This is a genomic window from Peribacillus sp. NJ11 (assembly GCF_030348405.1).
Taxonomy (GTDB): domain Bacteria; phylum Bacillota; class Bacilli; order Bacillales; family DSM-1321; genus Peribacillus.
The window spans coordinates 3352509-3367249 of record NZ_JAUCFO010000001.1 but is presented as its reverse complement, the minus strand read 5'-3'; the positions used below and the strand labels follow the sequence as shown (position 1 = coordinate 3367249).

The 14741-nt window shown below is 35.6% G+C and carries 13 protein-coding genes and 3 pseudogenes; 1 reads left to right on the top strand and 15 read right to left on the bottom strand.

From position 1 onward, the window contains the following. Positions 1-126 precede the first annotated feature (126 nt). From QUF86_RS16630 to QUF86_RS16600, 7 genes and pseudogenes are all read right to left on the bottom strand, one after another. Positions 127-864, bottom strand: coding sequence for a polysaccharide deacetylase family protein (locus QUF86_RS16630; RefSeq protein ID WP_289334917.1), 738 nt, complete (start codon positions 862-864; stop codon positions 127-129). Between the two features lie 458 nt (positions 865-1322). Continuing rightward, complete coding sequence (locus QUF86_RS16625) at positions 1323-2360, bottom strand: serine hydrolase domain-containing protein (protein ID WP_289334916.1); 1038 nt, start codon at positions 2358-2360, stop codon at positions 1323-1325. 163 nt (positions 2361-2523) lie between these two features. Then, positions 2524-2982, bottom strand: a complete 459-nt coding sequence (locus tag QUF86_RS16620; RefSeq protein ID WP_289334915.1) for an NUDIX hydrolase — start codon at positions 2980-2982, stop codon at positions 2524-2526. Positions 2983-3540: 558 nt separating this feature from the next. Beyond that, positions 3541-4995, bottom strand: a complete 1455-nt coding sequence (locus QUF86_RS16615) for a S8 family serine peptidase (protein WP_289334913.1) — start codon at positions 4993-4995, stop codon at positions 3541-3543. A gap of 653 nt (positions 4996-5648) precedes the next feature. Continuing rightward, positions 5649-6068, bottom strand: coding sequence for a VOC family protein (locus QUF86_RS16610; protein ID WP_289334912.1), 420 nt, complete (start codon positions 6066-6068; stop codon positions 5649-5651). 339 nt (positions 6069-6407) lie between these two features. Next, a complete protein-coding gene (locus QUF86_RS16605; protein ID WP_289334911.1) occupies positions 6408-6872 on the bottom strand; it encodes a hypothetical protein in 465 nt (154 codons plus the stop codon). A gap of 405 nt (positions 6873-7277) precedes the next feature. Continuing rightward, positions 7278-7525, bottom strand: a pseudogene (locus QUF86_RS16600) (VOC family protein); the annotation flags it as partial. A 316-nt stretch (positions 7526-7841) separates the two neighbouring features. Between QUF86_RS16600 and QUF86_RS16595 the strand changes: the two are divergent. Further along, positions 7842-7970, top strand: a pseudogene (locus QUF86_RS16595) (YhjD/YihY/BrkB family envelope integrity protein); the annotation flags it as partial. A 321-nt stretch (positions 7971-8291) separates the two neighbouring features. Here QUF86_RS16595 and QUF86_RS16590 read toward each other — a convergent pair. The 8 genes and pseudogenes from QUF86_RS16590 to QUF86_RS28925 all read right to left on the bottom strand — a co-directional run bounded on the left by QUF86_RS16590 (position 8292) and on the right by QUF86_RS28925 (position 14140). Further along, positions 8292-8444 (bottom strand): YfhD family protein, encoded by a 153-nt coding sequence (locus QUF86_RS16590; RefSeq protein WP_155726546.1) that lies wholly within the window; start codon positions 8442-8444, stop codon positions 8292-8294. A 305-nt stretch (positions 8445-8749) separates the two neighbouring features. Continuing rightward, positions 8750-9085 (bottom strand): TetR-like C-terminal domain-containing protein, encoded by a 336-nt coding sequence (locus QUF86_RS16585; RefSeq protein WP_289334910.1) that lies wholly within the window; start codon positions 9083-9085, stop codon positions 8750-8752. A 396-nt stretch (positions 9086-9481) separates the two neighbouring features. Next, positions 9482-10015: a DinB family protein gene (locus QUF86_RS16580; RefSeq protein ID WP_289334909.1), complete on the bottom strand. Its 534-nt coding sequence runs from the start codon at positions 10013-10015 to the stop codon at positions 9482-9484. A 246-nt stretch (positions 10016-10261) separates the two neighbouring features. Further along, positions 10262-10819, bottom strand: a complete 558-nt coding sequence (locus QUF86_RS16575; RefSeq protein WP_289334908.1) for an isochorismatase family protein — start codon at positions 10817-10819, stop codon at positions 10262-10264. Positions 10820-11268: 449 nt separating this feature from the next. Beyond that, entirely contained in the window at positions 11269-12066 is a 798-nt protein-coding gene (locus QUF86_RS16570) for a fumarylacetoacetate hydrolase family protein (protein ID WP_289334907.1), read from the bottom strand. Between the two features lie 130 nt (positions 12067-12196). Then, positions 12197-13630, bottom strand: coding sequence for an alanine/glycine:cation symporter family protein (locus QUF86_RS16565; protein ID WP_289334906.1), 1434 nt, complete (start codon positions 13628-13630; stop codon positions 12197-12199). 97 nt (positions 13631-13727) lie between these two features. Beyond that, positions 13728-13997: pseudogene (locus QUF86_RS16560) on the bottom strand (hypothetical protein); the annotation flags it as partial. Further along, positions 13973-14140: an asparaginase domain-containing protein gene (locus tag QUF86_RS28925; RefSeq protein ID WP_483313921.1), complete on the bottom strand. Its 168-nt coding sequence runs from the start codon at positions 14138-14140 to the stop codon at positions 13973-13975. The gene QUF86_RS28925 and the pseudogene QUF86_RS16560, both read right to left, overlap by 25 nt. Between the last annotated feature and the right edge of the window lie 601 nt (positions 14141-14741).

Here is a 14741-nt window from a genome sequence, read left to right as displayed (position 1 = left end):
TTCAATATCTATCTCCTTAAACTTTTGAATTATATTTGATGTTTTCCTTATTTTCCGTACCCATTTGCTTATAAATAATATTAAGTACTTTTCCCTTGGTTCCAAAAGAAAAAGCGATTACCTGGTTTAGGAACCGCCTTCAACTATCTTTGCAAAGTCATCAAGAGTAGTTGAATACTTGATATAAATTCGTGGTAAAAGATAAAGTTCGTCTTTAATGCCCTTCTCAGAAAATAGTTCAGGAGTTGTCGTAAGTCCAAATAAATAATATTTCTTCGTTTCTTCTACGACTTTGTCATTGAAATTTCCGTATGGATACGCAAGAGCATTAACTGGTTTGCCTGTTATTTTTTGAATTTTATCTTTGGACCCTTTCAGTTCATATTCATAATTTTTTATTTCCGTCAAATCAGGATGTGTAGCAGTATGAGACTGGATTGAGATTATACCCGAATCAGCCATCATTTTTAAATCCGATTTCGATAATCGGTTTGAACGACCGATAAAGTCAGAAATAACAAAAATGGTACCACTTGGTTTAAAACGTTCGTTTTCAAGTTTTTGAAAGATAGCAAATGCATTCAGATTGTTTTTGTATCCGTCATCAAAGGTAATGAAAATGGGTTTATTTTCTTTATAAATGTCTTGCCAACGATCAAAAGTTAATAATGTGTAGCCATGGTCTTTTAAATAAATCATTTGTTTCTGGAAATTATCAGGAGTTACATATAGCTCCTTAGAACCCTGCCCCGTAAACTCGTCAATCGAATGATAAATTAAAATAGGTACTTTTCGTTGAGCAAAAACTTGTGATGGAAGAATTAAGATAAGAAGACATAGGAAAAACATTACAACTTTTTTCATAAAATTCCTCGCTTTGCATCTTTTTTATATCTTTTCAATTTATTGTGCCTCAAAAACATAGTTCTATTATGATTTCTCCCATATTTGATTCTATCTCCCATTGACCAATAGTGACTTTGATAATCCCAAATGAAAAACTAATTTCTTAAAACACTAAGGAATCGGACTAACTGCCACAATAGCTCTATAAGAAAAAGAGCTGCCAAAGCAACTCCCTTAATGAAGTAAAGCACCCGTTAGCCATCCATGAATCGCCAAAATCGGCGATTCACCACAAAGAATGAAAATGGTTAGGAAGTGTCAATACTGATACTGACCTTAATCCAGTCAACCCTAATCTATAGACTAATTAATAAACGCTCTCCTCTTTTTTTAAACGATTGAGCAGGGTCTTCTTAAGTATTGTCATTTTTCATTATTAAAGAAACTTATTTTCATGGTAGTTCATTAAGGATCACTTAAAAGGTAAGGGAGTTATATATTTCACCAATAATCCCTTTCAATTGATGAACATCTAAATCAGTATTTGTCATTATGACTACTCCAGTTTCTAAAAAAGGATACGCCACCATCATACATTGAAAGCCTACACCCCAACCAAGTGATGAAATTTCAATTTCTTTTTCTGAGCCATCTAAAAATAATCCAAGTCCAGTCCACTCTTTACAACCTTGTGGGTTAATTATTGATTTTGCTTTACTTACAGAAAGTCCAATCTTACTTTCACCTTTTAAAGAATTCATTAATTCAATAACCAAAATGGCTAAATCTGAAGGTGTTGTCCATAGTCCAGATGCTGCTGGATAAGGATAGATCGGATATTTCCCGTTTACTAATTCTCTATTTTTGTTATGACCACAAGAAAAATCTTCTTTTTTCTCTTCTGATATTGTCATTTCTAAAGTGCTATTGTTCATTATTAATGGCTGAAATATAAGTTCATTCATAACTTCCTTGAAAGGTTTTCCAGTCACATCTTCTATTAGTTGTTGTATGATGACAAAACCTGCATCTGAATATTGAAAGTCGCTCTCTGGTTTATACTTCACTTCTATAGGTACGCTACAATAGGATGTTCTTCCCTCCAATAGTTCAACCATTGAAGGAAAACCTTTAATCGAATTAAGTTCAGTAAAACTACCTTCAGGGTCAATAATTCCAGATTGATGACTAAGTAAATTTCGTAGTGTAACTTTATTATTTTTAGTTAGTTCATTTTCGGGGACCTTCCATGATGAAAGCCTCTTGTTTACATCTTCGTCTAAATCAAGAATACCTTGTTCTGTTAATATCATAACTAGAATTGATGTTAGAAACTTACTGATTGAACAAGCATTAAAAACAGAACTACTCTTCACATTTTTATTTGTTCCTGCTTCAAGTAAACCAAAGCATTCTGTTTTACTGATTTGGCCATTATCAATTACTGCAATGCTTAAACCAGATACATTATAATGCTCCATACGCTCGTTAATGTTTATATTTTTTAGGTTCATATGAGACCTCCCATTAGTAACATTAGTATAAAACTATTACGCATGTATGTTCTTCTTTAATTGATATTTTTGTTAAACTAACCTGCCACTATAGTTGCATAAGAAAAGGAGCTGCTGATCAGCTCCTGATAAAGAAGTAAAGAACTGTTAGCTTAATAAAAAATTATTTACTTAATTGTTCATTATAAATACTAATTGAATGTACCCTCTCTTTTAATAAGTTATCTATTATTTGCTTTAGTACCCTTGGTTCACGTAGTTCTTCATTATCAAATTTCTCAAGGTCATTCACCTTAATCCATCTACTGTCTAAAATTTCATCTTCTTCAAGATTTAATGAACCACCATTAACCTCACCAGTAAAATGAAATAGAATAACTTGATTGTTTGTACTACTGATAAAATTATATACACCCGTTGTACCATTAAGTTTTACATCAAAGCCAGTTTCCTCTTTTACCTCCCTACGAGCTGAATAGAGAATGTCTTCACCATATTCAATGCGTCCACTCGGAAAGTTCCACTTATCAATAGCAGTTGGTTTATTTTCTCTAATTATTAAGACTTCATCATCTCTGAATATTGATACACTAACTACTAAAACCATCCCATTATGAGCCATCCTTTTCGCCTCAGTTATTTAATTTTATATTTATTGCTACCTTTTCCTCTACTTAACACCTGATTACCTTCTTCTACCGCTATCCTGCCCCTTTAGTTCCATAAGAAAAAGCTGCCTTTAAGACAGCTCTAATCTTCAGCTAACGCACCCATTAGCTGAAAAATCCGTTTTATTTATCATTATCTAAATCATCATCAAGAAAAGACTTTTTATCTTCTTTAATTCCATACTTCTTTTCAAGAAATTGACCAATTATTGAACTGTTAATACCTTTCCTTACAGCTGTTTCGCTTTTCCTAATTCTTCTTATATCTTAAATTTTAAAATGATTCACTTCCATTTTAAGACTCTCGGCCAAGGTTGCTAGTACTTGAGCGCCTTCAGAAATCTGTTCAGTCGCTGCATGCTATTCTTCAGTTGCAGAATTAGCATCAAAGAATTTCTATGTAAGTAGTTATATGGAGGCCACTCACCTAATCAGTAGCCTCTATATTTATTTTGAAAAGATGATTTACTTTCCTTGTACTTTTAATATTTCATCTTATTTAGAAACATAAGCTACTTCTTTATATTTTCTAATGCTCTATAAGCATTTGCTTCTCCTGAACCAAATAAAGCATCTTGTCCTTTCTTTCCATAGTCAAGAGCTGTTTGCTTAATATGTGCTGTTACTTGGGCAGGTTTATACTCCGGATGAGCTGCCTTAATAACTCCTGCAATTCCAGCTACTTGAGGAGTGGCCATAGAAGTACCAGCATTAAACTCATATGAAGTACCTAAATAGGTAGGCCAAGTACTTAGGATTAAGTTACTGGGATCAGCCGCCGCAGGATCATTGGTTTCTGCATATTTAGGCCCATAATCTCCTCCAGGAGCTGCCACGTCAATACTGTTTCCAAAATTAGAGTAGAAAGCAAGCTGTTGAGTTGACCATTTTGTGGAGGCAGACACATTAATAACTCCTGGCATTTGTGCTGGTACTACAGTTGCAGGCCCTTTCACGCTCATTCCATATGGTTCATACATTTTATTTAAAAATTCGTTTACTTCCTTCTTGTCATCTAAATTTAAACTTTCATTACCACTACCGGCTACTACAGTTACTCCATTCTTTACTGCATATTGAATTGCTCTCTTCCAAAGTAACGTTTCAGCGACTGATTTATAACTTTCTCCCTCAATTGTCATTTTGGTATTATTATAGAAACGCAGAGACATATTAATAACATCTACCTTGTCATTTGTTGCTGCAATAATTCCATCTATAATCCAAGCTGGTAATCCAAGGGCTTGCTCTGAGTATAATACCCGATAGGATCGGATTCCTAAATCTGGTCCTACACCGTTTACTTTACCATTTGCTCCAATGATCCCGGCAACGTGAGTACCGTGCCCATTGCGATCTTTTATATCAGTAGGATCACCTGTTTCAGATTCATCCATTCCAGCAGGAACAAGATTACGTCCACCTATTATATTATTCTTTAAGTCAGGATGAGACTCATCAATTCCAGTATCAATCACTCCCACCACTGCTTTATGAGTAATACTACCATCTTTATTTTTATATCCGCCTGTTTCTAAATCATATGATTTCCCGTCGTTGGTCACCCTTTGAATATCCCATTGGGAGTCCCAATAACTCTCTGAATTTTGCTGGCTGATGATACTAGACTCATAGTTATAAGGGCTGACTGCTGATTTGTCTAAGGTTAAGGGAATTTCTCTGTTAGCAGCTTCTATTGAAGAATTACCTTTTAGGTTTTTAAGAAAAGAAGGCTCGTCAGATTGAGCTTCTAGTCCTCCAACTTCGGGAAGAACTTTAGTTACTTTACCACCAGCTTTCCGTATTACCTCTTGATAATTCTCTGGTAATCCACTTTTAAAAGCTATTGCGTATGTGTCATTCATCTCCTGTTTTTGACTCTTAGCTTGGGTAGGAACACCACCAACGGACAGTATCCCTGCTCCTACTGCAATCGAAAGTACCGTATGTAGAATTTTCTTTTTCATATGTCCCCTCCTATATATGGAAAATATTCATCATATACTATCTTAATATACAACAACTTAAATTCCAAGTTTTTCTAATAAATCTCATATTATTGAAATAAAGAATAAATATTTTTTAATAAATAAAGCGCAGCGTCCCGTGATAAAGCTCGGAATACTCCTCTCATTATTATTGTGATGAACGCAGTATTATTTAGATAATATTAAATAAGCTCTGTAGTCGAGATTTTATGGTCTCAACAGTATCCTCTACTTTTTCTACGTAATCAAGCCATCCAAGCCATTATTTGAGATAAGGTTTTGAACTAATGATCAAATTAAAAAACTATTCAGCGACACCCACATTGAATAACCTCAAAGATACTTCGTCATCGATTTTATGTATTAACAAAAATTCTATTTTCCTTCTTCAACTAAACTGCCCCTTTTGTTCCAAAAGAAAAAGCTGCCTTAAAGACAGCTCCAATCTTCAGCTAACGCACCCGTTAGAAAAGGGATTCTTATTAAAGAATCCCTCCCTTTCAAGGAATACTAATTAATTATCATCATTTTTTCGAGTAAATGATTCTGTAAAATAAATTGTGTAAACAAACCAGCGATGCGAGTAGTACAAACTGGACATGCTTTAAGCTGAATGCCGACAGTGGCCCGGATCACGCTTTTCTGGTCGAACCCAGAACCTCCAAATAGTGTTGATTGTACATAATGCCTAGGATGTTCCCAAAGGGATCAACCACGGAGGCAGTAATGAACCCCTGACCGCGAACTGTGGGTGCCTCGTGTTCTTTCGCTCCCATAGACAGCAGCTTCTCGAAAGTTGCTGTCACATCGTCGACGTGCCAGTACACGACAGCACCACCGGCCGGGCCCGTCGACGAACCATCGGGCGCGTAGCGGCTATCGATCAGACCCAGCTCGTGCTGGTAGTCCCCGAGGCGAAACTCGGCATATCCTGGGCGTTCGAAGTATGGGGCGATACCCAACAGCTCAGCGTACCACTTCTTTGCCGCCACTAGATCAGCCGCCCAAAAACTGACTGTGGTGAGTCCTCGTAATGTCTTTGTGTCGCTCATAATCGATTTCCTCCTCAATGTTGAGTAAATTACTATACTTCATATTTAGGGTCGCCGGGTAATTTCCTAATTGCTGTTCCAATTGCTATTGTATACGTCTAATGCTGACAAGTATGTCAGTGGAGAAGAATATTTTTTCAAAAGTGCTTTGAACATTTATTCCTTTGATTAACTTCGATTTTCTTACGAATAATCCCTTCTCATATTCAAGAAAATGACCCAATTATTGAACAAAGATCAAACAGCACTGTTGAACTAACTTGCCTCTAGCAATAAGAAAAAGAGCTGCCGAAGCAACTCCCTTATTGAAGTAAAGCACCCTTTAGCATAATAAGTAATTTAGTAAGCTGGCTCTCCGGTTTCAGTTTCAGTGTCAAATCCCATTCCCCTTAGCAACTGCTGGGTATAAGCTAAACTTTGCTCTGTCTTCTGCTGCCAGCTGATAACAGAATCCATAAACTCTTTATATTCACTTGGAGCATTTTCCCTCATAACCCTTAACCATATCGTTACTTCCTTGTCTTGCTTTAACCCATTATTAACACATGCAACCAGAGCTTTAATAATGGACTCATGGTATTCACCACTCTGCAATCGTTTTGCACAGCCTAATGCTGTAACCCGGTGATAGGAGGCTGGAATAAGATGATTATGCATTTCTGCATGTCCTTTTAGATTTTTAGTGGCAGGAATATGAAATAATTGCGTCGTCATTGAACAAACCATTTGTTCGCCGTTCAGACTGTAGTTTAAATACTCCAATACAGAAGACCAGTCTTGCCGGTAGGGAAAAAAATAGTTCAATACATTCACCCACTTTTAAAAATTCTAAAATATTCTATGTTTTATTTATATTTTCGCCCCTAAAAGTTGTCAATTGATCAAATTTAAAATCAAATTGCTCTTACTTTTTATCAAAAAAAGCACAGAGAAAATTTCCTCTATGCTCTTCTAACTCATTAACGGATTTTAATCCTTCAACCGAGATGACAACCTTATCTGCTGACTTAAAACTTCTTCGTTAGCACAAGAATCGACTACCTTTGTTGAGCACTCGTGCCCGTTAATTTATTCAAAAAACCTATATTTTTTGAAAACTAAATTCCTTTATTCAACTATCCTGTCCCGTTAGTTCCTAAAGAAAAAGCTGCCTTAAAGACAGCTCCGATCTTCAGCTAACGCACCCGTTACTTGAATTAGAAATTTAATTAGCTTTTCTTGGTCCACTATTTCAAAAGCAGGATGTGCCTTTTTGGCTGGATAAAATTTTCTACGATTCCTATATGTATTTGATAATTTCCAAATTCAAACCAAACCCCGCCACGTTTCTTTAATTCTTCAGGTTTTTCAACTTTGTCAAAACCTAAAATATTCTTAAAAAAATTTCTTGCAGTGTCCTCACTACCTTTAGGAGCAGCGAGCTGAATATGGTCAATTGATTTAAAAATAAAGGGCATTTATAACCTTCTCCTCTGACTTCAAATGGATATTACTTTTGCTATTTCCAATTTTACGCCAAAGTTATTATTTATAACCATAAGTCTTCCTTATGGTTATAAAGCTTTTGTTCTTCAACTAAACCGCCCCTTTAGCTCTATAAGAAAAAACCGACACTTCGTTATTGAAGTATCGCACATGTTAGTTCAACAACTATTTCATTTGCATTAAGCTTGTCCACAAAAATTCTTCTCCGAAAAATTCACTTGGTTGAGTAATCTTTTTCATTCCCCTAAAACTAATGATATCAAAATCCTCTGCGAATACTTCTTTAAGTCTGCTACATACGGCAGTCTTGGTGGCATCATTGTGTTAATGATCTGTTTTTATTTATCTGGGTTCATCATCATTATAGGGGGAGAAATCAATGCCTTCATAAATGAAAATCATCCAAAATGTGAATGAGCTTCCTTCTGTTCCTGTAATACCTGAAAGCTCTTCAACGAACACTAATCAAGATATAACATCTAGTATTGGGGAGGAATTCTTTCATGAGTAAGAAAGGAAAGCATAAGGGTAAAAAGGGGAACCATAAAACATCAGGTTCTGCAAATGGGCAGAATGGCTATCATTAAAAAGTTAAGCTGCATACAAAAGGGAGCCTTTTAGGCTCCCTTTTGTACGTTAGTCAATGAAATGACTTATGGGTGGCCCCTTTTGTATCTGTTTTACTAAAATTTAAAGAGGAGTGTAATCAATCCGTATCTTTTCACTTTTTTTGTATTTTCATTTAGGTCTTGTAGCTCTTATTTTCCCACTTTCACCTAGCTCACGAGAAAACTCTTCATCCACACGATCCGGTTCTATTTTTAAGTTTTTGGGAGTTTGAGGTAATGAATTTTTACTGCTAGATGGTTTTTGATTTTTTGATCTTCCCATAATATTGCCTCCTAACGAAATTTTAATCTTTATTAGTATGGCTAAGAATCACATTTATATATCTTTAGATTTGCTCATGAACGAACATTTTTAACTTAAAAACAGTTTTTGGGGACAGCTCCTTCTCCTACAACAAACGCACCAGTTAGTTTAAGTGAAACTCTTCACATTTTCTCGAAAAGTTTACCATCTCTTTAACTAATTCGGTATAGAATGATAAGCAAATTACTTAAGGGTAAAGAGGTCTTTTTTAAAAGTGAATCTGTACCTATTAATTATAATTATTCATAATATTAAATTACTGTTTATTGAGAATTGGTGACGTTCATACTTTCTAAGATTTGTACAACTTCTTCAGTTGGAATTTTCATATCATCATTTATCCATTTTCGAATTACTTCAATGATTCCTCCTGTCGAATAAGTGAAAAAATATTCTAAATGAGTCTCATTAGCATTTGGTAACTGTTTTTTTATTTCTGCAATTGTTATATCATGAGCAGAATTCAAAACTGTATTTAGTACATAGGCGCTATTTTTTTCATTAAAAATGATTTTACAGAGCTCCTTATTTATAAGTATCAATTTTAAAAGTTCATTAAGTATAAAAATTTCTGTAGCTTTGAAATAAAGTTTGATCAAAAATACCTCGCAGACCCATATATAAAAAGAATCCATTTTGAAAAAAGATTTCAAAATGGATTCTTCTCCAGCAGATTTAAGTTTGGTTTTTATAAAAAAAGTTTGATCATTTTCTACCTATGTTGTTCCACAATCGCGCCCTTTAATGGAATAACTGAGTAACTTCTATTAGCTGATCAACAAGAAAGTTTATTAATTAATAACTATCTTTATAAAAAAATATGGTTTCAAGATAACAACAATTCATATCTAACCGATTTATTTCTCTCAGCATCGATGTATTTATCTAACGAAGAAAATCCAACTGGGCTCCTCCTGATATTCCGACGGTCAATAAGCTGCTTCAACAATAAAGATAAATTACTTACTTACTTACTTACTTACTTACTTACTTACTTACTTACTTACTTTTAAAAGAAACTGATCGATACGTTCTTTTTGCCGTAAGTGGTGCCGGAAATGCATTTCGATTAGCTGAAAATATTCCTCTGCATTTAAATATCCCATTGACCGGTGCTGAACTTTCTGGCTGGCCGGAATGTCAGTGAGCTTTCTTTCTATCTCCCGCATTTTCTCAATGATTTGAAGCAGTCCTTCCTTTACTTCTTCTTTTCCTGTAGGATTTGGTGGTGTGAAATCCGGTGTATCCGGACCTTTTACTCTGATTGGAGGAAACGTTCCTTCTTTGAAAATCGATTCGCCTATTTCTGTTTTTTTACCATCATCGGAAGCAGTGCCATTAGCACATTGCTCAATGGCTTTCAAATGAAGATAAAGAGTGCCCTTTATTAAATGATTGTACATTTGTCCTAATGACCATTCATCCTCAGAAGGCTTCCTCGCAAACTCAGCTAGCGAATATTTACTTAACTCTTCAATATAGTATGTAGCCACCTGTTCGAATCGCTTCAATATCTCTTTTGTATCCAATAGTTCTCCCACTTTCTTTATAATTTTCTTAGTACGTCCCAATGCTAAACTAAATAACATCTTCTGAATTAACTTCGATTCACTTACAAATAATTCCTTCTCTTTTATTCAAGAAAATGGCCCGATTGCTGAACAAAGATTAAACAGGACTCTTCCACTAAACTGCCCCTAAAGTTGCATAAGAAAAGAGCTGCCTTTTAGACAGCTCTGATCTCAGCTAACGTACTTGTTAGTTGAAGATGATTATTATCGGTAATTATTGTGAACAGGTTTAAACAATTCTTCATTAGTATTTCTAACAAGTGAAAAATTGTCTACATTATAGTGACCGTGAAGGATTTCATTGTGATGAAGGATTATTTGTTTTGCAGATAAGTTTTTGGAATCAGAAGTAGAATGTCCATCACCAACTAATGTTACATCAAAATGATTGATTGTTGCTGTTCTAACGGCTGTATCAATACAATGTTCCGTCTTACATCCCATTATTACAATATGGTCTACATTGTTTTTACTTAAATGTTCGTGTAATGGAGTGCCATAAAACGAATTTGTGGCAGCTTTATCAAATATGATAGCAGTTGATGGTACTTTAATATCCCTGTGTATCTGGAATCCAGGTCCTTCACCATTTGAAACATCTAAATCTCTTATAAAAACAACGGAGACACTTTCATTTATCGCTTTTTCAATTACAGTATTAATGTTATTAACGATTTTTTCTTTCTCAAAGACTCCTTGTTCTTCTTTATTACCTTCTATTAATTCCTGTTGAGCATCGATTATCAGTAATGTTTGTTTCAATATTTCCCCCCCCTAAAGTTATTAGCAGTTAGTTTTTTCCTGTTATTTATTAAATATCAGATAGTATGTAAGCACTTCTTACTAAGCTCTTTATATTTTCGTCAAATGCTTTACTAATACCTGCTTGAACTATCCTGCCCCTTAGTTCCATAAGAAAAAGCTGCCTTAAAGACAGCTCCGATCTTCAGCTAACGCACCTGTTAGTTTATTAAGGAATGATTCAATACTCAACTATAATTAGCCATTGACCATCAGGTTTAACATTTATCTCAAATAAATTGACACCAAGCTTTTTTAATACTGCCGTTTCTCTAGCATCACCACATGCGAATGCAAGTACAAAGAAACTCTTCTTTCTTTTATTGCGATGTCCCCTGTAACATTTTAAAAAGTCGGCTCATCTATTTATGAATATTTTCATTTTTGGTTATTAAGAATGCAGCCTCATTCTACTGGACATCATTACACAACTTACCGATTTTCTCGACTTCCACAACGACCACATCCCCCGACTTGATCGGGCAGCTGCCAGATGGTGAACCAGTGGCCAAAATGTCACCGGGCTCCAGTGTCATCACCTGCGAAAGCCAGCTGATCAGATACGGAATGCTCAGAGACATTTGATTGGTATTCCCGTCTTGTACAACGCGGCCGTTTAAAGTGGTCACAATCCGCAAATTTGTAGGATCTATCCCGGTAACGATGCACGGCCCCAAAGGCCCGAACGTATCAAATCCTTTGCCCCGCGTAAACTGTGGATCTTTTTTTGTAAGATCCCTTGCTGTGACGTCATTAAATATCGTGCAACCAAACACATAATCAAGCGCATCTTCTTCTTTAATGTTCTTTCCGCGCTTTCCAATGACCAGGGCCACTTCCCCTTCAAGCTCCACTTGGTTGGTTAGCTGGTTTGGAGGAAGTATAATTTTCTCCTTGTCTGGAATAAGCGAAGATAATGGCTTTAAAAATAGAAATGGTTCTACAAGGTTTGCCTCTCCGCCCGTTTCCTTCGCATGACCTGCATATGTCCAGCCGAAATTAACCACTTTAGAAGGTTTTACAGGTTCCAAAATTTTCACGTCACTATATTTCAGCTCTACCCCGTCATACTTTATTTCCTTGTTGACAAGTTCAGCAAAACTGCTAGACAGTTGTAATATTATCTCATCCTCAACAATACCGTAATGTATTTTGCCCTGTTGATTCTGATAGCGAACTATTTTTTGTGTTTTTTGTAGTACATGCATGATGAATAAACTCCTTTGATGAGTAAGATATACTTACCTCAGATAATATAAATTTCGGCTCTTCTCATAATCGCAAACAAGCCCCCTGTAGGTGATAATGCCAAACCCTTATGTCTAAAAATCTTTTTTATTACATGGTGTTTTCCTTTTTTAAAGTGGTAGCATCTTGAGAGTGCTCCCAACAATCAAGATTTTCAAGACCTTTAATGCTGTCTTTATAAAAAACTGGATCTTGACCGGCTTTTTTCTGTTTCATATAATCACTTAATGCTGCAAAAGCTACTTTTGATAATAAGAGAACGGCAATTAAGTTTATAATAACCATCAAGCCCATAAATAAATCTGCTAAATCCCATACAAGCTCGACCTTTGCAATCGAACCGAATACAATCATGGCGAACGCGCCTATTCGATATAGAATCAACAACACTTTACTTTTGTGTAAAAATCGAATATTTGTTTCCCCATAATAATAGTTACCAATTAACGAACCGAATGCAAATAGGAAAACAAAGATAGCAAGACAACCTGATGCCCAGGAACCGATGTGTTCACTTAATGATGTTTGTGTAAGTGCAATGCCAGTTAGCCCTGGTTGTTTATAAGCATCAGAAAGTAAAATAATAAATGCTGTGCTTGTACAGATGATCAGTGTATCCGTTAATACGCCAAATGCTTGAATAAGTCCTTGTTTCACCGGATGACTTGTTTTTGCCGTTGCGGCAACGTTTGGCGCACTCCCCATACCAGCTTCATTCGAGAATAAACCACGTTTAACTCCATTCATGAACGCAGCGCCTAGTGAACCGCCTGCTATTTGTTCAAAGCCAAACGCGTTATTAATAATAAGAGAAAGAATTTCCGGCATTTTGGTTATGTTCATTGCTACGACAAATAATGCCATTCCAAGGTATAACACACCTAGAATCATAACCTTGTATTCAGCAATTTTTGCAATACGATTCACACCGCCAAAGATAATCACAGCGAAAGCACATGTCATGAGAATCCCTACAGTTAAACGATCTGAACCAAATGAGTTCTCAAAAGCAATTGTAACGGTATTTGATTGTACAGAATTGAATACAAGACCGAAAGAAAGCGTAATTAAAATGGAGAATAATACTCCCATCCAACGTTTGTTCAATCCTTTTTCCATATAATAGGATGGACCGCCTCGGAAACCAGTTTTATCTTTTACTTTATATACTTGCGCTAACGTACTTTCAATAAAGCTGGTTGCTGAGCTAATAATAGCAATTATCCACATCCAGAATATCGCTCCAGGACCGCCTAATGCAATCGCAATCGCAATTCCAGTGATATTACCTGTTCCAACGCGAGCGGCCATACCAATACAGAAAGCTTGAAATGGGGAAACGCTGTCTTTAGAACTAGTTCTCCCTTCCATTAAAACACGGACCATTTCCCTTAACATTCGAACCTGTACAAATTTCAATTTAAATGTGAAATAAATCCCACAAGAAACAAGCATAATAACTAATAATTTTGACCAAAGGAATTCATTTGATACGCCAACTACATCATGTAATAATTGTTGCATTCTATCACCTCTTATAAGAAATTTACTAGCTTAGAAGATACCTAGTTTTTTCACTGTAAAAAGATCAACTTCATCAACTGATGAATTCTGTCCAAAGTCAGGAGTTATATAGCCCCCAAATTTGAGTTAATCGCCTTGATAGCAGTATCTCAAAAAAATATGTAATATCTGCTGCAATCGATGCTTCCATCATTTCTTTTACCTTTTTAGGATCTGTTGTTTTTCCTAGCACCCACATCAATTTCGGCACGATTGCTTCTGTGTTCATATTTTTAGAACGTACTACACGATTATGGTCAACTTTCCGACCGACTTCATATATACCCATGTCTTCTCCTTCTTCTAGACATTGAGTCGTAATGACAACTCTTTCGTATCAATACGGCAACGTACATTTAATTCATGTATGTAACTTAATAGATCATCGGCATGCAGTTCAGGTACAAGTCCGTTTTCTCCTTCAAGTGAGGCTACTGTTCCACCAGTCGTAAACAACATTAATTTTTTCAATGATAATGGCTCCTCTATCTCTTTTTTACAATAAGTTTTTTAAAAGAAAGTATTCAATTCGCGTATGTTTATTCGATTCGCGTACTTTCCATGTAATTATAGTAACATAAATATAATAATTCAAGATAAAAATATTCAATTCTCGTACACCTCATCCACTTTTTGAATCCACAGAATGGTGTTTGCTTCCTGAATCTGAGCTGAGTTATTACAATGATAAATATCAAAAAGATAATTATTTCATTAAGATACTTAATTGCAGCTTAGATGTTTAAGCCTAAAAACCATATACATCAACGTGTTTATATGTTCATATTTAGCCAGAAGCGTTTTCAGCTCCAGTTTTGCCATTTCGGAGCCTTGTCGAAGTCCGATGTACTTACTGGCTGCGGACCAAAAATTTATGGAAGATTTACCAGAGGATGTTGATCCATGTGGTGAGTTTGGTGAATATCACTCATTCGTATATAACGGAGTCATTTTCTCTCATCCGATACGACTAGACTTGGGAGATGAAATGTTTGTACTTCCTGCCAATCCATTATCCAGAGAGGTTGGTTATAAACGTGTGGTAAAAGTTTAAATTTTTCATTAATATTGT